Source organism: Exiguobacterium sp. BMC-KP, from assembly GCF_001275385.1.
In the GTDB taxonomy this organism is placed as follows: Bacteria; Bacillota; Bacilli; order Exiguobacteriales; family Exiguobacteriaceae; genus Exiguobacterium_A.
In genome coordinates, this window is sequence record NZ_LGIW01000015.1 from 1,540,083 (window position 1) to 1,560,574 (window position 20,492).

Annotated in this window: 18 protein-coding genes; 5 read left to right on the forward strand and 13 right to left on the reverse strand. The window is 46.1% G+C overall.

The genetic code is table 11. From position 1 onward, the window contains the following. Positions 1-180: 180 nt before the first annotated feature. The 5 genes from ADM98_RS13825 to zapA are packed head-to-tail and all read right to left on the reverse strand — an operon-like array spanning position 181 to position 5,516. Positions 181-588: a DUF350 domain-containing protein gene (locus ADM98_RS13825; RefSeq protein WP_023469001.1), complete on the reverse strand. Its 408-nt coding sequence runs from the start codon at positions 586-588 to the stop codon at positions 181-183. A 10-nt stretch (positions 589-598) separates the two neighbouring features. Beyond that, on the reverse strand, positions 599-2,965 hold the full coding sequence (locus tag ADM98_RS13830) for an endonuclease MutS2 (RefSeq protein WP_053454002.1): 2,367 nt from the start codon (positions 2,963-2,965) through the stop codon (positions 599-601). Beyond that, on the reverse strand, positions 2,966-4,681 hold the full coding sequence (gene polX / locus ADM98_RS13835; RefSeq protein ID WP_053454003.1) for a DNA polymerase/3'-5' exonuclease PolX: 1,716 nt from the start codon (positions 4,679-4,681) through the stop codon (positions 2,966-2,968). A 46-nt stretch (positions 4,682-4,727) separates the two neighbouring features. Beyond that, positions 4,728-5,276 carry a CvpA family protein gene (locus tag ADM98_RS13840; RefSeq protein WP_053454004.1) on the reverse strand — a complete coding sequence of 183 codons (549 nt, stop codon included), beginning with the start codon at positions 5,274-5,276 and terminating at the stop codon, positions 4,728-4,730. 3 nt (positions 5,277-5,279) lie between these two features. Then, complete coding sequence (gene zapA / locus ADM98_RS13845) at positions 5,280-5,516, reverse strand: cell division protein ZapA (RefSeq protein ID WP_029342308.1); 237 nt, start codon at positions 5,514-5,516, stop codon at positions 5,280-5,282. 120 nt (positions 5,517-5,636) lie between these two features. Between zapA and rnhC the strand changes: the two genes are divergently transcribed. Then, the gene (gene rnhC / locus ADM98_RS13850; RefSeq protein WP_152910981.1) at positions 5,637-6,557 is read left to right on the forward strand and encodes a ribonuclease HIII; all 921 of its coding nucleotides are present in this window, start codon (positions 5,637-5,639) and stop codon (positions 6,555-6,557) included. A 23-nt stretch (positions 6,558-6,580) separates the two neighbouring features. On the opposite strand, the gene ADM98_RS13855 is transcribed toward rnhC, so the two are convergent. Further along, on the reverse strand, positions 6,581-7,981 hold the full coding sequence (locus ADM98_RS13855; RefSeq protein ID WP_235504903.1) for a UDP-N-acetylmuramoyl-L-alanyl-D-glutamate--2,6-diaminopimelate ligase: 1,401 nt from the start codon (positions 7,979-7,981) through the stop codon (positions 6,581-6,583). A 199-nt stretch (positions 7,982-8,180) separates the two neighbouring features. On the opposite strand from ADM98_RS13855, the gene ADM98_RS13860 reads away from it, so the two are divergent. From ADM98_RS13860 to ADM98_RS13875, 4 genes are all read left to right on the forward strand, one after another. Beyond that, a complete protein-coding gene (locus tag ADM98_RS13860; protein WP_053454007.1) occupies positions 8,181-8,843 on the forward strand; it encodes a response regulator transcription factor in 663 nt (220 codons plus the stop codon). Beyond that, a complete protein-coding gene (locus ADM98_RS13865; RefSeq protein ID WP_053454008.1) occupies positions 8,827-10,215 on the forward strand; it encodes a sensor histidine kinase in 1,389 nt (462 codons plus the stop codon). Before ADM98_RS13860 ends, ADM98_RS13865 begins: the two co-directional genes overlap by 17 nt. Before the next feature lie 75 nt (positions 10,216-10,290). After that, positions 10,291-10,728: a MarR family winged helix-turn-helix transcriptional regulator gene (locus ADM98_RS13870; RefSeq protein ID WP_053454009.1), complete on the forward strand. Its 438-nt coding sequence runs from the start codon at positions 10,291-10,293 to the stop codon at positions 10,726-10,728. Continuing rightward, the gene (locus ADM98_RS13875; RefSeq protein WP_235504904.1) at positions 10,725-11,906 is read left to right on the forward strand and encodes an MFS transporter; all 1,182 of its coding nucleotides are present in this window, start codon (positions 10,725-10,727) and stop codon (positions 11,904-11,906) included. The genes ADM98_RS13870 and ADM98_RS13875 overlap by 4 nt, the downstream gene beginning before the upstream one ends. A 62-nt stretch (positions 11,907-11,968) precedes the next feature. Here the strand turns inward: ADM98_RS13875 and ADM98_RS13880 are convergent, their stop codons facing one another. The 7 genes from ADM98_RS13880 to ADM98_RS13910 all read right to left on the reverse strand — a co-directional run bounded on the left by ADM98_RS13880 (position 11,969) and on the right by ADM98_RS13910 (position 20,376). Then, positions 11,969-12,673 carry an ABC transporter ATP-binding protein gene (locus tag ADM98_RS13880; protein WP_053454011.1) on the reverse strand — a complete coding sequence of 235 codons (705 nt, stop codon included), beginning with the start codon at positions 12,671-12,673 and terminating at the stop codon, positions 11,969-11,971. 4 nt (positions 12,674-12,677) lie between these two features. Further along, positions 12,678-14,084, reverse strand: a complete 1,407-nt coding sequence (locus ADM98_RS13885) for an ABC transporter permease (RefSeq protein ID WP_053454012.1) — start codon at positions 14,082-14,084, stop codon at positions 12,678-12,680. A 213-nt stretch (positions 14,085-14,297) separates the two neighbouring features. Beyond that, complete coding sequence (pheT, locus tag ADM98_RS13890; RefSeq protein WP_053454013.1) at positions 14,298-16,694, reverse strand: phenylalanine--tRNA ligase subunit beta; 2,397 nt, start codon at positions 16,692-16,694, stop codon at positions 14,298-14,300. Between the two features lie 12 nt (positions 16,695-16,706). Continuing rightward, on the reverse strand, positions 16,707-17,729 hold the full coding sequence (gene pheS / locus ADM98_RS13895) for a phenylalanine--tRNA ligase subunit alpha (protein WP_053454014.1): 1,023 nt from the start codon (positions 17,727-17,729) through the stop codon (positions 16,707-16,709). A 308-nt stretch (positions 17,730-18,037) separates the two neighbouring features. Further along, positions 18,038-18,790 carry a TrmH family RNA methyltransferase gene (locus ADM98_RS13900; protein ID WP_053454015.1) on the reverse strand — a complete coding sequence of 251 codons (753 nt, stop codon included), beginning with the start codon at positions 18,788-18,790 and terminating at the stop codon, positions 18,038-18,040. An 8-nt stretch (positions 18,791-18,798) separates the two neighbouring features. Beyond that, complete coding sequence (locus ADM98_RS13905) at positions 18,799-19,881, reverse strand: M42 family metallopeptidase (RefSeq protein ID WP_053454016.1); 1,083 nt, start codon at positions 19,879-19,881, stop codon at positions 18,799-18,801. Between the two features lie 12 nt (positions 19,882-19,893). Further along, positions 19,894-20,376: a dUTP diphosphatase gene (locus ADM98_RS13910; RefSeq protein ID WP_053454017.1), complete on the reverse strand. Its 483-nt coding sequence runs from the start codon at positions 20,374-20,376 to the stop codon at positions 19,894-19,896. Positions 20,377-20,492 lie beyond the last annotated feature (116 nt).

Sequence of the window (20,492 nt, forward strand, 5' to 3'; positions counted from 1 at the left end):
TTCCTCCTTTTTTGATTAGGCGTGGCTTCCAATAAAAATTCCGTACTGAAACGATGTCAGTACGGAATGATCACACGGTAAGACCGGTTCTTTTAATTAAATACAATCCAGAGGATACCGACGACCAAAAAGGCGATCGAAACCCCGAACATGATTTTCGCTAAACGTTCTAACACGGATTCACCCCACTAACGCTGATCCGATGACGTAGGACATGCCGATTGATAAGGCACATGAAATGATTCCGACGGCAATATTGCCATTCTCGATTTCACGGTCTACCGGCAAATTCGGTGTCAGGAATTCAAAGATCCAGTATGTCGATATCAATAATAAGAAGCCAAAGGCACTTTCAAGAAATATCGACCCGACTCGTTCTTCCCCCTGAACAGCGAAATGAACGATATTGGCGAGTCCGATGATTTTTCCACCTGTTGCTAACGCAACAGCGATATTGCCACTCTTGATATGTTCCCAGTTTTTATATCGGGTTGTCAACTCAAAAAGTGCAAGTCCTAAAATGATCAGTAATCCCGCGACCGAATAGAGCGCTGTCGTATAGACATAGACGTTCTCAAAAATGTTCATCTTACTTTCCTCATTTCAGTTCGATGATCGTCACACCGTGTCCGCCTTCACCTTGTCCACCTAGGCGATGACCTTTGACGTGACGATGACCTTTCAAGAATTCTTGGACACCTTGACGCATCGCTCCCGTACCAAGACCATGAATGACACGAATGTGGTCGTAGTTCGATAACAAGGCTTGGTCCATGAAGCGCTCAAGCTTCGACAGCCCTTCTTCGACACGTACGCCACGCAAATCGAGTTCAGCTGAAGGTGCCGATTGTTTCGTGATACTTGTTCCACCAGAACGCCCTTTTGTTTGCGGACGTTTTGGTGTACTGCCGATCTTCGCGAGATCTTCCGGCTTGACGTTCACCTTCATGATCCCGACTTGAACCGTATACTCTCCGTTTGCCTGTTGGTTAATGATATAGCCTTTTTGATTGAAGGTCGTAACTTTGACTTCTTCCCCTTTATCAAAACGTGGCGTTTGGTCGTATTTCGCTTTCACTTTCGCAATTCGCTTCTCTTGCAAGCTCGGTTTCGCATCTTCAAGTTTTTTACGTGCTTCGATCAGTTCATGCTCTTTGACGGCACCAGCATCACGTAATTCCTTCAAGCGCTTAATGACGCCTTCCGCTTCTTTTTGCGCACGTTCGACAGCACGCGTTGCTTTTTCTTCTGCTTTTGCCAAAATCTCATTCTTTTCTACCTGGATTTCGGCTTGTTCTTGCTCGAATTGCTCACGCTCTGCAACGAGTCGTTTCTTCTCTTCTAGCAACTGAGACTCTAACGTTTCAGCACGTTGTTTCGCTTCTTCCAATCGTTCGATCATCGTCTCGACGGACTGAGCGTCGCTACCGATTTGACCACGTGCTGCGTCGATAATCCGGTCTTCGAGTCCGAGGCGTTTTGAAATCTCAAACGCATTCGATCGTCCAGGTACACCGATGAGTAGTCGATACGTCGGACTAAGTGATTCGACATCGAATTCCATCGATGCATTGACGACTCCTTCTCGGTTATATCCGTATGCTTTTAACTCCGAATAGTGCGTCGTCGCTGCAACGCGCGCTCCGCGGCGTTTGACTTCATCTAGAATCGCGATTGCTAGGGCAGCACCCTCTGTCGGGTCCGTTCCGGCACCTAACTCATCAAACAGGACCAAACTCATGAAATCGATTTTCTCCATCATCGAGACGATGTTCGTCATATGCGAACTGAACGTCGATAAGTTTTGTTCAATCGACTGTTCATCCCCGATATCGGCATAAATCGCATCGAAGACACTGAGCTCTGTCTCATCTGCTGCCGGCACGTATAGTCCTGATTGCACCATCAATTGTAGAAGACCGATTGTTTTGAGGGTGACTGTCTTACCACCGGTGTTTGGACCGGTGATGACGAGTGACGTAAAATCACCACCAAGCGATACAGTAATCGGTACGACTTCCTCCTTCGGAATGAACGGATGGCGTGCTTCCTTCAGAATGATATGGCGATTTTCATTCAAACGCGGTTCGACAGCTCCGATTTGATGACCGTATAATGCTTTCGCCATGATGAAATCGAGTTCAGCTAGGACATCGAGATTGATGCGAAGCGAATCACCGACACTACCGACAAGTGCTGATAGTTGGGCGAGGATTCGTTCGATTTCAGCTCGTTCTTTCAAACGCGCTTCTTGAATCTCGTTATTTGCAGAAACGACAGCTTGTGGTTCGATGAATAACGTTGCACCGGACGCCGACTGGTCATGGACGATTCCCCCGAATGCTTGACGGTACTCTTGTTTGACCGGTACACAATACCGATCATTTCGCATCGTCACGATTGCGTCAGACAACATTTTCGCTTTACTGCGTAAGACGTTATCGATTTTTGAGCGAACCTGTCCTTCGAGCGAGCGCAACTGACTGCGTAACGCTCGTAATTTATCACTTGCTGAATCTTGGACAGTTCCCTGATCATCGATCGCATGACGAATGCCTTGTTCGATTTCAACGAGCTTCGTGATTTGCTCGATTCGACTATCAAGGCGTGGTAATCGTAGATCTGCATGATCCTCGTGTAGTCGTTCTTGGAACGCCTTCACTTGTCGTCCGGAATAGACGACGTCTGCGACAGATAATAATTCACTTGTCGAGAGGACAGAGCCAATCTCTGCCCGCTTGACCTCACTCCGGACATCTGTCAATCCACCGAACGGATAACGGTCACGCAAGCGATAGACCGTTGTTGCTTCTGTCGTGACAGCTAACAATTCCTTGACCTGCTCGAACTCTTCCGCAGGACGCATCGCTCGAACGAACTGTGCACCAAGTGAGCTTGCCGTGAAGGCGAGCATATTTTCTTTTAGCTTTTCATATTCTAATACGCGTAATGCGTTGGCATTCATTTAATCCACTCCTAAACGTTTTCGACCGAAGAATGCAAGTGCCTCTTCGGCACTCCACGTATTGATGACATCAGACGCCTCCAAATAGGCTTTACGTGCATGAAGGACACCAAGTTTCATATCTTCTAACATTTCTGGTCGGTGTGTATCCGTATTGATCAAAATCTTTACTCCGGCAGCCTTGGCTTTCGCAAGGGAACTTGCCGTCAAATCGAATCGCGCTGGGTTTGCGTTCATCTCAAGTGCTGTTCCTGTCTCTGCTGCTAATTCGATCAATCGATCGACGTTGACGGCATACCCTTCACGTCTACCGATGATTCGTCCCGTCGGATGGGCAATGAGAGAGACGTATGGATTACGACAAGCATTTTCGAGTCGTTGCATGATTTCTTCTTCTGTCTGATCAAACTTCGAGTGGATGGATGCAATGACATAATCCATCTCTTGTAAGAAGTCATCTTCATAGTCAAGTGATCCATCGGGCAAAATATCCATCTCGACACCACATAAAATCGTCATCTCGGGATGCTTTGCTCGCGCTGCTTCAATCTCGACGCGTTGTGCACGCAAGCGATCTTCCGTCAATCCATTGACGAACTTCATGTACTTGCTGTGATCGGTGATCGCTATCCACGTATAGCCTCGTGCTGCACATGCATCGACTAATTCTTCGACAGACAAGGTACCATCTGACCACGTCGTATGCATATGAACATCCGCCTGAATGTCTTGTTCAATCAAGAGTTTTGATAAATCCTGTTCGAACTCTTGCCGTTCCGCCCGTAATTCCGGTGCGATGAACGGTAAGTCATACCGTGCAAATAATTCTTCTTCCGTCTTTGGCTGCACTAAACCGTTCTCCGTCTCGACACCATATTCAGAAATACTCTCTCCCCGTTCTTTGGCGAGTTGACGCATCCGAACATTATGATCTTTTGAACCCGTGAAATGGTGTAACGTTGACGCGTACGCCGCGTCATCCACGATTCGGAAATCAACCGCGATATAATAGACATCTCGTTTTAAGACGAGTGACACTTTCGTACTACCAGCAGCGATGACTTCATCAATCAGCGATAGTTCAAGAAGTTGCTCCTTGATCCGTTCCGGTTCGTTCGTCGAAAGGATGAAATCAAGATCCTTACATGTCTCTTCTGCCCGTCGGAAACTTCCACCGACTTCGAAGCGGATGACTTCATCAAACGTTGCAAGTGTCTGATTTAATTCAGCAACGACCTTTCGCATAACACCGTATGGCAGACGCTCTGGTCGTGTTTCAAACGTTTCGAGCGCTTTGACGTATTTCTCGACCGTCTTCTTACCAAATCCAGGCATCGCCTCGACTGTACCATCCGCTAATTTCTCTGCAAAGGAATCCGCATCAATGACACCGACTTCATGCAGTTTAGCAAGTTTCTTACCACCAAGACCCGGAATTTTTAGTAAGGCGATCAACCCTTCCGGTACTTCTTGTTCGAGTTCCGTCAAAGCAGTACTCGTTCCGGTTTGTCGATATTCTTCCAGTACGGCAGCCGTTCCCTTACCAATCCCTTTCATCGCCGTGAAATCTTCGATCTCCATGAAGTCTGCATCAGACGCTTCGAGGATACTTGCTGCTTTTCGAAAAGCATTGATTTTAAATGGATTTTCCCCTTTGACCTCTAGGTAGACGGATATCCGTTCCAAGTGACGCATCGCATCTTGAATCGTACGCATCTGCAATTCTCCCCTCAAAAAAAGCTCCCATTTAACGGGAGCATGTTTATTTTATCAATCCAACTTTGTCCATCAGCCAGTTCGCAAGAAGCGGTGTATGCTGGATGATGAAGCTTGCTAAACTCGAATCTGCGATCGCATCTTGTATCGACTGGATCGGTACGAATGCTGCTAGGAACAAGAGTAAGAAGACAAAAATGTACATTTCGATAAAGCCGAAGACGCCACCTAATAATCCCTTAACTTGTTTTAAGATCGGTACGTTCGTCAACGAATCAAACATCGACAACAAGATTGCTAAGATGATTTTTGTACCGAAGAACAAAACGATGAACCAAAAGGCTTTGTAGAACACCTCATCGAGTCGTGCTGAACTCGGAATCGAAAACATCGTTAAGTCGATTCCCGCATCATCTAGCGTCGACGGATACGGTACCCACAAACGGAATTTCGTCGCTAGCTCTTCATAAAACGACAAGGCGACGATAAAAGAAATGATCAGGCTGAGCAAATGCCCGGCCTGCAATACGACTCCCCGTCGGACTCCCGTCATGACGCCTAAGGCGAGAAGTAATAAGATAACGAAAGAAATCATAGTTTATAGTTCACCCAAATTCTTTTTTATTTTTACATAATCACTACCAATATTAAGCGCCGCTAGGACGGCGATTTGACGAACGTCGAGTTGTGGTGCTTGTTCTCGGATTTCTCGAATTTTCGTATCCACGAGGAGACCCACTTCGCGTACGTGTTCTGGCGACTCCGTTCCGACAATCGTATAATCATTGCCTGCGATATGAATCGTCGTCCGGTTCAACCCTTCTGAATCAGCCATTTTTCTGTCCTCCTCATACTTTGCTTCTTTCATATAGTACCATCATTTTCGTTTTAGGAAAAGAAGTCCCCCATCGGTCTTAAGGATGGTATGCTTAATCCCGGAAAGGGAGGTTATCTCGTGGGAACTACCGTTTTACGCTTATCTAAAGAAAAGCAAGACCTCATCATACAAGAGTTTAAACAAGGACAGACGAAGAGTCCACCCTATGCACGATTCGCCGTCAAAGTACCGGGTTGCGTCATCACGATTTACAATTCTGGAAAAGTGATGTTTCAAGGAACGGAGGCAGAAGCCATCGCATCACGATATGGTACGGCTACACCAACGAAATCAAAGGAACCCGTTGTATCAACGTTACCAGATGGTTTTGCTGAATGGTCCGTCGCAGGTAGCGATGAAGTCGGCAAAGGTGACTTCTTTGGTCCGCTCGTCGTCGTTGCTTCTTTCGTTGATCGCAAGCACATCGCACTACTGCGGGAACTCGGTGTTCGTGATTCAAAACACCTGAATGATACCGAGATTCGTCGGATTGCTCGTGATCTTCACGCGGTCATTCCATATACGTATCGCGTCTTACACAATCCAGAATACAATCAGATGCAACAGACGATGACACAAGGAAAGATGACTGCTCTGATGCATAATGATGTACTTGAGCGACTTCTTGACCAACTGGAGACAAAACCAGAAGCGATTTTGATTGATCAGTTCGCTGAGAAAAATGTCTACTATAAACACTTATCTGGTGTTATGAATCCCGTTCGAGAAAATGTCTACTTCTCGACCAAGGCGGAACAACTCCATGTCGCCGTCGCTGCCTCATCGATCATTGCTCGTGCGATTTTTCTGAAGGAAATGGACAAGTTGAGTGAAACAACAGGTGTCATCATTCCTAAAGGTGCTGGCGCGAAGGTCGATCAGGTCGCTGCTTCACTGATCTTACGTCATGGAGCTGACAAACTACGTGACTGGACGAAAGCCCATTTTGCCAATACGAAAAAGGCACAACAACTAGCTACGAAGCGAAACCGACCATGACCCTTGCGGAATGGTCGGTTTTTTTAAATGACAGATTCACCTTCAGACAACCGTTCTAATTCTGCAAGCAAGATAGTTTTTTCATTAAAAGGAATCGTTTTTGTACCGATTCGCTCTACTTCGTCGTGACCTTTCCCAACGATGACGATCCGTTGTCCTTCATGAGCGAGATGTGCAGCTTGTACAAGGGCTTCATGACGGGACGGATGACAACCAATGACACGTTCTTGCTGAATATCAGCAATCAACTCTTCGATGATTTGTTCCGGTTCTTCCGATCTCGCATCATGAACGGTCACGATAATTTTCGAGCAATATTTACTTGCGATTCGCCCCATCTCCGCTCGTTTTGTACGGTCACGTTCTCCGGCCGCACTTAAGACGACCGCTAGTGACTCTCCTGAAGAAGTAAGTGCCTCTAAACATTTTTCTAGACCATCCGGTGTATGCGCATAATCGAGATAGATTTCACAAGGATCCCAGGCGAGCCGTTCGAGTCGTCCTTTCGGTAACTCTAACCCGGGAATATGACGAATCAGCGCGTACAGATTGGCGTCGCCCGCCCGCAATAATCCCATTGCCGCCGCTAAATTCGCTGCATTGAATTCACCAAGTAGAGCTGTCGGCACACGCGTCGTCGTCTCATCGATGCGCACGTTAACAGTATCCGTCAGCCATTCGACTGCGATTTGTGACGTGCGGTACGGTTGAGTCGTATACCAAATGACCGGTTGCAAGGGTGCGGCTTCTCGCATGACGCGACTCCAACCATCTTCTCGATTCAAGACGATGGCCCGTCCACTCGACGCAGCAACTTGCTGAAATAACAAGGCTTTCGTCTTTGCGTAATCTTCCATTGAATGATGATAATCAAGGTGGTCATGTGTCAGATTCGTAAATGCTGCTGAGTGGAAGGACACCCCTTCTACTCGACCTTCAGCTAGTGCGTGAGAAGACACTTCGATGATGCAATCTGTCACACCTTTTTCGACCATTTCAAACAATAAACGATGTAGGATGATGGCTTCAGGCGTCGTATTGGGCGTCTCAATGAGTTCTTCATCGATTCGTGCGCCGACCGTGCTGATCATGCCGGCTTTCACACCTGTTGCTCGAAAGAGATCGTAAGCCAATTTTGTCGTCGTCGTTTTCCCATTCGTGCCGGTCACACCGTAGACGCGCATTTTTCGACTCGGTTGATCGTAAAAGGAATCTGCTACTTTCCCGGCAGCCCTCTTGGTATTTTCGATTAGAATAACAGGAATCGTCATATCCTTTAATGCTTCTTCCGCTAAAATGGCAGCTGCTCCATTGCGTTCAGCTTCTCTTGCATATCGATGACCATCTACCGTGTAGCCGCGAACACAAATAAACAGACTTCCTGGTATCACTTTTCGTGAATCTGTTTCAATACTCGTAATCATCGGATTTGAATCTGTTTGCAAGTTGAAAAGTGATATTAATGATGATAAAGATTTCGGACGAGGCTTCATGATGTTTGCTTCCCTTCCTTGTCTCAAGATTCGCTTTATTTGGTTTAATATAAATGACTTGATGCATCATTTGTATATCTTCACCTAAACTTCAGATGAGTATGTTACAACTAACGATGAGGTGAACGATATGACGCATATTTTAATCGCAGAAGATGAATACGATATCAGGGAACTACTAACAGAATTATTGAACTCCAATGGATACGTAGTAACTAGCGCAGCAAACGGCATGGAAGCCTTACAACTTTACCGATCAAGCTCGTTTGATTTAATCATATTAGATATCATGATGCCTTTCTTCGATGGTTTTGAGGTCGCACGCAACATTCGTAAAGAATCACAAACGCCGATTATTTTTTTAACCGCTCTGCAAGATGAAGAGAACCAAGTGAAAGGGTTTGATCTCGGAATCGATGATTACATTGCAAAACCTTTTTCCCTTCGTATTTTACTCAGACGGATTGAAGCCGTTATCAGACGCATACAATCAAATGAAGTAGAATCACTCTCATTTCGAGAGATTACCCTTTTTCCATCAAGCTATAACGTATTCATTTCCGGAAATCCGACGACATTAACACTTAAGGAATTTCAAATTCTTCATTTACTACTCGAATATCCCGGTCGTGTACTCGAACGAGAACAGCTGATTCAGCAACTTTGGGGGTTTGATGCCCTCGGAGATACGCGATTCTTGGATACACATATTAAAAACCTAAGAAAAAAAATAAACGTACCTTACATTCAAACGGTGAAAGGAGTCGGCTATAAGCTTGAAGCACCTAACTAAACGTCAAGGAATCACTGCTAAATTATTTCTTTTGACGATGAGCTTACTCATCGTCGCTGTCCTCTCGACGGTCGGTTTTCTATATGCCTCGCTACCTTCGTATTATCAGTCCTATCGAGAAGAACAATTTCATTCGACGATGGCATCTATTAAACAAAAAAGTAAAGAACGTTCAATCGAAGAACTCATTCCATTGCTTGATCAACTGACAGACAAAGGAATTCGTTTTTCACTTTGGACGGAGGACGACCAACTTTTATATGCACCAGGTTTTGGTCGCGGACCGATTCGCCGCACTACAGATAACTCTCCCGCCGGAACGATCCAAGATTCGGTTCCACTGCAACTGAACAATCAAACCGTTACCCTCGATGCCGATCAAATGATTCAACCGATTGATGAGGTTAAAGCTGTCTTGTTAAAACTAGCACCCTATATCGTTTTCCCGCTTCTATTGTTAGCAGGTCTCGCTGCCTATCTTTACTCACGTACCATCTCTCGACCGCTACTCTCCATCAATCAAGCGACGAAGGAATTAGCGAATTTAAACTTTGCTATCCGTACCCATCACCACTCGACGGATGAACTGGGTGATTTATCAAGAAACATCAATCAGCTCGCCACAACACTGGAGGTGACGATGGATTCTTTACATGCCTCCAATGAACGCCTTCGTCTAGAAGCGGAAAAAGATCGATTACGTGACGCGGAACGAAGACAGCTATTCCTCGCTATCTCCCATGAGTTAAAAACACCCGTTACGATCATCAAAGGTCAAGTTGAAGGGATGCTCTTGAATCTAGGGGTCTACCGCGACCGTGATTATTATTTGGAACGCGCTAGTCAGGTGATTGAAAACATGGAGCGCCTGATTGCTGCGTTGCTCGAAGTCGCCCGTGTCGAACAAATGGCACTCCACTTCGAGGAAACGAACCTTCGTCTCCTACTCGAACAACAACTTGATCAATTCGGACAACTCATTCATGATCGACAGTTACTCGTGATTTCACCCAAGGAAGACTGGAACGTCAACACGGATCGTCACTTATTGGAGCGTGCTTTTCATAACGTGTTGATGAATGCCATCTCGTATACGGCTCCCGGCGGAACGATTCTAATCGAGATGACTAGTGAACGAAGCGGTGTGACGCTAACGATCACGAACTCGCCGACCATTCAAGATTCCAGTGATACTGCGGCATGGTTCCATCCCCTTACTCGCGCTGAACAATCACGAAATCGAATTCATGGTGGCAGTGGTCTCGGACTTTATTTAGTACATCAGATCATGGATCGATTAGACTTAAAGACAACTTTGGCTGGAACACCTGATCAAGTACGATTCACAACGTTTTTTAAGACTACTCCCTGATTTCTACTTGCCAAAGAAGTAAGGAATCCGCTATACTCCTTTAAGTTAACTAGTTAACTTAAAGGAGGTTTTTTTATGTCATCCCAACAAGAAGATATTCTCGGACAACTGTCAAAAGTTGCTCGCCTCGTCAAACGAGACATCGATGCCACGTTGACACAATATTCGTTACACACCGGACAATGGGCACTCTTAAAGGCAGTATCCTTACTTGAACCGGTCTCACAGGTCACTCTGTCGAAATACTTAGTCATCGAAAAACCAGCTGTCACAAAAACAGTCGCCCGATTAGAAGAACTAGGATTCATCTTTCGACAGAACTCGGGACGTCATCGTCTGGTCGAGTTGACCTCGCAGGCGCGCGACTTGTTTCATACGATTGATGCATCCGTACAACAAGCACATCGTACATTTTTAGACGAACTATCTCCAGAAGACCAGTCTACCTTAGAGCGTCTGATGACTCAGCTACTGCATACTCATCGTCAGGTCGAACAGGAGGAATCATCGTGAACCGTTTATTCCACCGGCATTATTTGACGACATTACTCGTCAATCTCTTATTGTTCATAACGTTTTACTTATTGAATGCGTCCCTGCCTCTACTTGCCGCTCAAAAATTCGAGGTATCACAAGGCTCACTCGGATGGGTTGTGACAGCATTCGTACTCGCGACGGTCTGCTCACGTCCATTGATTGGTCATTGGCTCGATCGATACGAACTGAAACGAATGTTACTGTTATCAGCTAGTCTGTTTACCCTCTTTAGCTGTCTCTACTTGATCATCCTCCCGATCGAGTCATTCGGTCTATTACTCATCATTCGTGTGTTACATGGATTCAGTTTCGGTATGATTTCTTCTTCACTGAGTTTAAGCGTCACGACTTTGATTCCTAAGCAACGTCAGGGTGAAGGAATGGGCTACTTCGTTCTTTCGATGAATCTCGCTTCCGTCCTCGGTCCTGTCATCGGATTGACATTGATTGCTCATGATGTCATGGTCTGGTATTTCATGACAGTCGCTTTGCTCGCCATCTGTTCATTTCTTTTCGTGATCCGTTTACCGTTGACGAGCAGTCATATTCCGCACACATCACCATTTCGGCTCCGCCAATCGCTCTTCTTAGCCAGTCCCGTCTTATTGCTGGCTACGAGCTTTGCGGGAATTGCGATTTCTAGTACTTCTGCATTCATCTCCTTGTATGCCGATTCCATTCACCATGTGGCGTATGCCTCTTACTTTTATGGACTGGCTGCACTCGGTATGGTAGCCATTCGTCCACTAGCCGGTAAACGGTTCGACCGGAAAGGACCAGCTTCCGTGCTTGTTCCGTCCTATGGTTTGTATGCGGTTGGATTCCTAGTGCTCGGATTCTTTCCAACACTCTACGGTTTATTGTCCGCCGCCCTCATCATCGGCATCGGTTCCGCCTCCATCTTCCCAGGATTGCAGACGGTCATGTTGACGCATGCAGCTCCTGCACAAAAAGGCAAAGCCATCTCTACATTTTTCCTCGCCTATGACAGCGGCTTTGGCATAGGTGCCTTTCTTCTATCGGGCATCGCGGCAAAAACTGGGTACTCAAATATGTTTTTGATTTGCAGTCTCGTCGTCGTCAGCAGCGGACTCTTATACGGGTATTCGAGACGTTCCTCCGCTACAGCAAACAATCAGGACATTGCCTCATAAGCAAAGAAGGGTCTCTCATCAATCGATGAGAGACCCTTCTTTTAATACATCCATCCGTCACTTCAACGAGCTGGTATGACCTGCCCTTCAATGCTAGGTTTTTTTTCGACGAATCGTTGTTTCTTCAGTTCAATGATTTGATCAGCAGCACGTGCGACTTCTGCCGAGTGGGTCACTGCGATGATGCAACGATTGGAATCATGCGCTAGTTGTTGGAACAAACGAATGATTTCCGTAGCTGTTTTTTCATCGAGTGCACCCGTCGGTTCGTCTGCCAGTATGATTGGCGCTTCTGTCGCCAAAGCCCGCGCAATGGCCACTCGTTGCTGCTGACCACCACTCAACTGTAAAACATTTTTTTTCGCATGTGTTTCATCGATACCCACCTGTTCCAACAATTCAAGGGCTCGTTTCTTTTTTTCCTTGATCTGTCGTCCACTCAATTCAAGTGCGACGATGACATTGTCAAGAGCATGCATATAGGTTAATAAATTAAAGGATTGAAAGACAGTCGCTGCATGACGCGATCGATACGTCGTCAGTCCGATTTTTCTCAAGTCACGTCCTTCATATTGTATTTGTCCTTCCGTTGGTGCGTCCAATCCACTGAGTAAACTCAGCGCGGTCGTCTTACCGGAACCCGATTCTCCAAGAATCGCATAAAATCTTCCCGCCTTAAACTGCATGGATACCTCATTCAAAATTCGTTGCTGCTTTCCTGCTGATGTATACGCATACGATACCTTCGTCATTTCTAAAATCGTCATCTGATTAATCCTCCCGTAATAAGATTTCTTTTGGATTCATTCGTAATAATATAAGTGATGGTAATAAAACGGATAAAAAGACGATCAGACTTCCGATTTGAACGACTTGCGTTAATGTCGCCCAGTCAATTTTTGTCGTCATCTCCGTAATTTGAGGAATGCTAGCGAGGAGTTGTTGACCTCGACCACCCGGACCTCCGAATCCATCTGTCGCAACAGAACTTGCCGCTTCTGTCACTTCACGATTTAATAATTGGTCCGTCATGAATTGTGATGTCATTCCTCCCGTCGCATATGTGATGAGAAACGCAATTGCCGCAATCGCAAATGTTTCAACTAATAATTGCCCCATCAGCTTCGAGCGTTTTTCGCCCATTGCCATCAAGATGCCCATCTCTTTCCGACGTTCACGGACAGACAGCAAAATCAAAAGTGCCAGAATCAAACCGCCTGCGACACTAACGAGATATACAACTGATTTTGAGAAGGAAGCAACTTGTTCAATCGGTCCGACCATTTTCTGATAAGCCGCGTCATTCGCATCCAACGTGTATGTGTCCCAATCCACTGATGAAATCGCTTTTGCCTTTTGTTTGAACGCCTCAATTTCAGACGGATCCTTTAAGGAGTAAACGACACTTGACGCACTTACTGTCCCATCCTCGGTCGCAAAGTCAGCAAGCGTCTCATTTGATACATACATTTGATTCATTGGATCCATGAATCCTGCAGCACGGAAACTCGCATCAGAACTCGCGTCTGTCGATGCAGAAAGCCCGATGATCGTCAATTTTTGTGTTTCATTCGTCGTCGTCGATTTCAGTTTGAAGGTATCTCCTACTTTAAGATCGTTTTCAGTTGCTAGATTTTCATCGATGACCACACTATTTTCTTTCGCCTCAGGCGTCACTGCTACACCATCAACGATTTTTAATGTTCCGTTCGAAAATGAATCAAGTAACTCCATGTTCGTCACACCGTTCAACGAAAAGTCGGGTGTCGTCATTCCTTCTGGCATTCCACCACCTGGTCCACCACCTGTATTCGTTGATTCACTTTCAATCGGTTCAATATCGCTTGCCGTTGCCGTCGCTTGCGAAAGATAATTGGTTGACTTCACTGCATCTAGTTGTTCGATCGCTTCAACTTCTTTCATCGAAATCTTAACTTCCTCTGGTCTTCCACGTTCTCCAGAAGCTTGTCGCTCCTGCATTTGTTTTTGTCGATCGACTTGTAACGTCACGGTAGCTCCAAGCTCTTTTCTTGCCTCTTCTCCAGCTGATTTTGCTGCATTCTGAATCGCGAATCCTGACAGAACCAGCGATCCGATCACCGTCAAAATAATCAACATGATCATTGTCTTGCCCTTTCGCGCAATAATACTCTTTCCAGCCCGTTTCAAAAAATTCATGTGTCCTGTTCCTCCTTTTATCGTCTGCATTCATCTTATGAAACGAATCTGTAGCTTGACTGTAGTTCGACTGTATCTTGAACGAAGAAACGATATTAAACAAAAAAATGCAATTCTTTTCAGTTAAGAAAAGAATTGCATTTTACCTTTAATCCGAAAAAACAGGTAGCCGTGGAATCTTCATCATGATTCACGTCCCATCCAATCATCTAATTACGCGCGAAGTTCCGCATTGAACGTTTCTTTCACTGCGTCGACGACACGTTGTTGTGCTGTCGTAATTTCTTCATCTACTAATGTTCGTTCCTTGTTTTGGTAACGAAGAGAGAACGCGAACGACTTTTCATGTTCGCCAACGTTTTCTCCTGTGTAGACATCGAATAATTCAATTGCTTGCAGGAGCGGACCCGCTGCTTCTGTCATGACATCGACGATGGATTGTGCCGTCACTGATCGTTCGACGACGATCGCTAAGTCACGTGTCATCGATGGGAAACGTGAAATTTCCGAGTAGACCTGTTCTTCTTTCGAACGTAGTGCCATCGCTTCTAATTCAAAGACGTACACTTCTTTCAATCCATACTGTTCTTTTGACAGGCCTGGATGTACTTGACCGACAAATCCGATTGCTTCTCCGTCCAGTAGAATCCGCGCTGTACGTCCGGGGTGCATCGATGGAATGTTTGCCGCCTCGAACGTCAATGTGATGCCAGATGCAGATGCTAGTGTCTCGACGATCCCTTTCATGACGAAGAAATCTGTTTTAACAAGTGTTCCGTGAGCACGATGTTGTTCTGACACACCGACTGCGACGCCACCAATCATTTCTTGTTCGATTGGAAGTGTCTCAAGTGATGCATCTCGTTGTAGATACACACTACCAAGTTCATAGAATGCGACGTCAGCATGCTGTCGAGCGACGTTATGTTGTGCGACTTCAAGCAATCCTGGAATGAGGGATGTCCGCAGTGTCGAACGTGCTTCACTGATTGGCATCGCGAGTTTGACCGGATGCAGGTCTTCCCGTTCATTGAATTGCATCGCCCGTTGTTCGCTCGTCAACGAATACGTGATCGCTTGCGAAAGACCTGCCCCTTGTAATGTCCGGCGTAATTGACGACGATGGACGTTGCGTTTCGGTAAGAAACCACGGCTTGCTTCAGACGGTAGACTTGAAGTCAGTGCATCATAACCATAAAGCCGTGCGACTTCTTCTGACAAATCAGCTGGAATTTTCAAGTCTTGGCGGCGAGTCGGTACGCTGACCGTTAAGGCATCCCCCGACAACTCAACACCGAGACCGAGACGTTCAAGCAACGTTTGCATGACCGTTCCTTCAATCTCCATCCCTAGACGGTGATTGATGTATGAAACACTCGCTTCAATCAAATGATCGTCTAACTCAAGCGTTCCAGCTTGAGCGATACCCGCTTGAACCGTTCCACCTGAGAGTTCAGCGATCAACGCTGCTGCACGATCAAGCGCTAACAAGACACGACGTGGGTCAACGCCTTTTTCGAATCGCGCGCTTGAATCCGAACGGAGTCCAAGAACACGGCTCGTCTTCCGGACAGAAATCGGTGCGAAATAAGCAGACTCTAAAATGATCGATGTCGTACTTCCGTCCACTTCTGTATTTGCTCCACCCATGACACCAGCAAGTGCTACTGGGCGTTCTCCGTCTGTGATGACGAGCATCGAAGAATCAAGTGTCCGCTCGACTTCGTCTAACGTCGTGAATGCTTCACCTGCATGTGCTTGACGCACGACGATTTGTTTCCCGAGTTTTTCCGCATCGAATGAATGAAGCGGCTGACCTGTTTCAAGTAAAACGAAGTTCGTGACGTCGACGACGTTATTGATTGGACGAATGCCATTTGCGATCAAGCGGTTTTTTAACCAAGTCGGTGATTCTTGAATCGTCACCCCTTGGATTTCTCGTGCCGCGTAGAACGGGCAGTCTTCTGAATCAAGCGTCACGTTGACTGTCGTCGCAGATTCTGCTTCTTTGACATCAACGACCGGGAACGTTGGTGTTGTATCATAAAGCGCAGCCACTTCGTGTGCGACACCATACATGCTGAGGCAATCCGAGCGGTTCGGTGTCAAGCCAAGTTCTAGGATTTCGTCACGTAGACCGAGTAATTCTAAAACATCTTGTCCCGGTGTGACTGGTTCACGGAACGTATGAATCCCATCTTGCTCATCTTCTCGGATATATTTCTTTTCGAATCCGAGTTCTTCAAGTGAACAGATCATCCCTTCCGAGACGACACCGCGCAATTTTGCACGTTTGATTTTAATCCCTGGTAACCGAGCTCCGACACGCGCGACAATGACATCTTGTCCTGCTTCGACGTTCGGTGCACCACAAACGATTTGGACGGGTTCTTCTTGTCCGATGTCAACTGTCGTGACGTTTAACTTATCCGCTTCTGGATGTTTTTCTTTCGTTAACACACGTCCGACGACGATGTTGTTCAACGACTCATCTCGGACATCGACGCCTTCGACTTCAATTCCACTCTTCGTAATTAAATCAGCCAAGTCCTGTCCTGAAATATGACTGACATCCACATATTCGTTCAACCATTGTTTTGAGACTAACATCTGCGTTCCTCCTTAAAACTGTTCGCTGAAGCGAACGTCATTCGTATAGAAGTGGCGAATATCATCGACACCATATTTCAACATGGCAATCCGTTCGATTCCCATACCGAAAGCGAATCCTGACATTTTCGTACTATCGTACTCTGCCATTTCAAGAACGTGCGGATGAACCATTCCGGCTCCCAAAATTTCAATCCAGCCTGTTTGCTTACAGATGTTACATCCCTTACCGCCACACTTGAAACAAGAGACGTCGACTTCGACTGAAGGCTCCGTGAACGGGAAGAAACTTGGACGCAAGCGGACTTCACGTGCTTCACCGAACATCTGCTTCGCAAATGCTTCAAGCGTTCCTTTTAAATCTGCCATCGAAATCGATTCTCCAACGACAAGTCCTTCGACCTGCATGAATTGGTGAGAGTGCGTCGCATCATCTTCATCTCGGCGATACACTTTACCTGGGCAAAGAATGCGGATCGGTTCTCCTTTGGAAGCAAGCATCGTCCGGGCTTGAACTGGCGACGTATGTGTCCGCATCAAAATTTCTTCCGTAATGTAGAATGAGTCCTGCATATCACGTGCCGGGTGATCCTTCGGTAAATTCAACATCTCGAAATTGAAAAGGTCTTGCTCGACTTCTGGTCCTTCAGCAATCGTATAACCGAGTCCGACGAAAATGTCTTCGATTTCATCTGTCACTTGTTGTAGCAAATGTGCATGACCGACTTTTTTCGGACGTCCTGGTAACGTGACGTCAATCGCTTCTGTTGCGAGTTTCGCATCCATTTCCTGTTGCTTAACAGCTGTCAAACGTTGTTCGAGTTGCTCTTGGATTGCTTGACGGACTGTATTTGCGATTTCACCGACGACTGGTCGTTCTTCCGCTGATAACTTCCCCATTCCTCGTAGTACTTCTGTGATGGGTCCCTTTTTTCCAAGGTATTTGACTCGAACATCGTTGAGTTCTTTTTGTGTTGTTGCTTGATTGACTAATGCCACTGCTTCATCGCGTAACGCTTCTAATTGCTCGCGCATCTTTCCCACTCCTTTAATTGATGACATAAAAAAACGTCCCTCCGGCAAATGCCGAAGGGACGATGTAAACACCGTGGTACCACCCTTGTTTGACTTTCCAAACGAAAAGTCCTCCAATTGCGCGATAACGGGCGCATCCCGTCACGATCTCTCGTGCGACTCCGGAGTGAATTCGGTTAGCAGATTCACGAAGCAGTTTTCAGTCTACGACCGCTTCTCCCTGATTGAATCGTTCCCTAACGTACTCTGTTCCATCAACGTCCATGATGTATTCCTGATGTTCACTTTAGCACGAACGCCTGTCGGTTTCAATCCACGCTTGCAAAATGATAAAGCAAGATTCCTGCTGCTACTGCCGCATTCAATGACTCTGCTTTACCACGGATCGGGATGTAGGCACGTTCATCACAGTAAGAAAGTAACTCTGGTGAAACACCTTGTCCTTCATTTCCAATGATTAAACCAAGTGCATCCATTGGTGCGATCGTTTGATAAGACGTCGCTCCTTCTAATGCTGTTCCGATCACTGCAATACCTTGTTCATGCAAGGCATTGACCGCTTCTTCGAGTGGCATCGTGATGACAGGCAGATGGAACAACGACCCTTGTGTCGCACGGATGACTTTTCCGTTATACACGTCAACTGTTCCCGGTCCAACGATGACACCATCGAATCCAGCAGCGTCAGCTGTCCGAATCATCGTTCCAACGTTTCCTGGATCTTGAAGACGATCAAGTAACAAATAACGCCCACGTTCCAGTTGTGCCGAAGCTTGTTTCATTTCACAGACGGCAAAGATACCTTGCGACGTCTCTGTCTCAGCCAGTACTTTGATGACAGCTTCATCGATTGTAAAGACATCGGCATTTCGTTTCCATGAACCTGGTACTTGATATGATTCTCGAACGATTACTTCTTTGATGATTCCAGCGCGAACCGCCTCTTCAACTAGGTGTTCCCCTTCAATCAAAAAGCGGTTCGTCTGCAAACGTCCTTTTTTCGTTAAGAGTTTTTTCCATTGTTTAACGATTTCGTTCTTTGCTGATGCGATGTGCTTCATTGTTATAATTACCCCTCGTAGATCGCTTGGACTGTCTCAGCATCAAGGCGTTTCGTGACAGCGACGACTAAATCGACCGCTGCTTCGAAATCGGCTTTATGCATGATCGAGACGTTCGTATGCAAGTAGCGAATCGGCACTGTCAATGCAAGTGATGGAACACCTGTATTAGACAAGTGGAACTTCGCTGCATCCGTTCCGCCACCTGGCGTTAAGTCCAGTTGATACTTGATATTTTCTTCTGTTGCGACTTTCGTCACGAAATCGATCAATCCACGATGCGCGATCATTGTTGCGTCGAACATGATGACTTGAACACCTTCACCGAGTTTCGACAATGCCTCGCGATCCGTCATTCCTGGTGTATCGCCAGGAATACCTGTATCGACTGCAAACGCAATCGATGGTTTGAGCATATGTGCGACGGTTTGAGCACCGCGCAATCCGACTTCTTCTTGGACTGTCGCTCCTGCGAAAATCGTGTTTGGATGCCCGTCTGCTTTTAAGCGTTTAATTGCCTCAATGGCGATGGCGCAACCAATCCGGTTGTCCCATGCTTTTGCCATCAAGAAATTCTCATTTTTCATCACAGTAAATTCGCAATGTGGAACGACCGTATCACCCGGACGAATTCCCCAACCGTCGACTTCTTCTTTAGAGGAAGCACCGATATCGATGAACATGTCCTTGATGTCGACCGGCTTATTGCGCGCTTCCGGTGGTAAAACATGAGGTGGTTTTGCGCCGATTACACCTGGAATGACTTCACCAGATGACGTCACAATATTCATACGCTGTGCCAAGAGGACCTGCCCCCACCAACCACCGAGTGGCTGGAAACGAAGAAATCCTTTTTCATCGATCTTCGTAACCATGAATCCGACTTCATCCATGTGAGCAGCAATCAAAACGCGTGGTGCATCTTCGCCTGCGCCTTTATGTTCCGCAAACAGACTTCCGAGACCATCTTGATGAAACGCTTCTGCATGGGGTTCCAAATATTCACGCATGAGGCTCCGGACTTCCTTTTCGTTTCCCGGTACACCTGTTGCGTCCGTAAGACGTTTTAGCATATGTAATTGTTCATTCATCTGATTTCCTCCTTAGTAACCGTTGTCTTGTCGCACATGGTTTGCTTCATTTTTAGAAATGTAAGCCTTGAAAATCATATCCTGTGTAAAGCCTAGTGTAGCACCTAAGGCGAGGTATGCACCAATCAGAACATCATAACTTTGTTCCGTTCGCGAAATCGCGAAGACGTTCGTTTTGTTATAGACATCTAAAAAGGCATCTGTTGCCGTCAAATAAAAATCACCTTCTGCAAAATGATTCTTCTTGTACTCAAGTGCTAGACCTAGTGAGAGTAGAAAATGGACGCCATCGACATATTCCTCAAGAATTGTGACTTGAGCGGATGGTCCCTTCTTCGACCAGAACTTGAAGCAACGTGTCTCATTCGCAAGTTCACCGAGTTCGACCAATAAGGCGAGCAACCGCTCGTCGAATTGATTGCCTGTCAATTGATGTTCTGACTGAATCCGTTTATCCAACTGTTCTTGCATCTCAAAAAGTGTCAACCAATCCATCTTTAATTCTCCTTCTATCTAAAAAAATCATATGACCGTCTATCGACGTGCCCTCTTATTTTATCATTAAATCGAAAAAAACGTCGGAGAATTAAATTCCCCGACGAATTGTAGAA

Coding starts and splice junctions, on each gene's coding strand:
- ADM98_RS13830 (WP_053454002.1), bottom strand. CDS start 2,965: ATGAATGCCAACGCATTACGCGTATTAGAATATGAAAAGCTAAAAGAA.
- ADM98_RS13900 (WP_053454015.1), bottom strand. CDS start 18,790: ATGAAGCACATCGCATCAGCAAAGAACGAAATCGTTAAACAATGGAAA.
- pheT (WP_053454013.1), bottom strand. CDS start 16,694: ATGTTAGTCTCAAAACAATGGTTGAACGAATATGTGGATGTCAGTCAT.
- ADM98_RS13905 (WP_053454016.1), bottom strand. CDS start 19,881: ATGAATGAACAATTACATATGCTAAAACGTCTTACGGACGCAACAGGT.
- ADM98_RS13855 (WP_235504903.1), bottom strand. CDS start 7,981: ATGATTACGAGTATTGAAACAGATTCACGAAAAGTGATACCAGGAAGT.
- ADM98_RS13910 (WP_053454017.1), bottom strand. CDS start 20,376: ATGGATTGGTTGACACTTTTTGAGATGCAAGAACAGTTGGATAAACGG.
- polX (WP_053454003.1), bottom strand. CDS start 4,681: ATGCGTACGATTCAAGATGCGATGCGTCACTTGGAACGGATATCCGTC.
- ADM98_RS13880 (WP_053454011.1), bottom strand. CDS start 12,673: ATGACGATTTTAGAAATGACGAAGGTATCGTATGCGTATACATCAGCA.
- zapA (WP_029342308.1), bottom strand. CDS start 5,516: ATGGCTGATTCAGAAGGGTTGAACCGGACGACGATTCATATCGCAGGC.
- ADM98_RS13840 (WP_053454004.1), bottom strand. CDS start 5,276: ATGATTTCTTTCGTTATCTTATTACTTCTCGCCTTAGGCGTCATGACG.
- ADM98_RS13825 (WP_023469001.1), bottom strand. CDS start 588: ATGAACATTTTTGAGAACGTCTATGTCTATACGACAGCGCTCTATTCG.
- ADM98_RS13870 (WP_053454009.1), top strand. CDS start 10,291: ATGTCATCCCAACAAGAAGATATTCTCGGACAACTGTCAAAAGTTGCT.
- ADM98_RS13860 (WP_053454007.1), top strand. CDS start 8,181: ATGACGCATATTTTAATCGCAGAAGATGAATACGATATCAGGGAACTA.
- ADM98_RS13885 (WP_053454012.1), bottom strand. CDS start 14,084: ATGAATTTTTTGAAACGGGCTGGAAAGAGTATTATTGCGCGAAAGGGC.
- pheS (WP_053454014.1), bottom strand. CDS start 17,729: ATGCGCGAGCAATTAGAAGCGTTACGCGATGAAGCAGTGGCATTAGTC.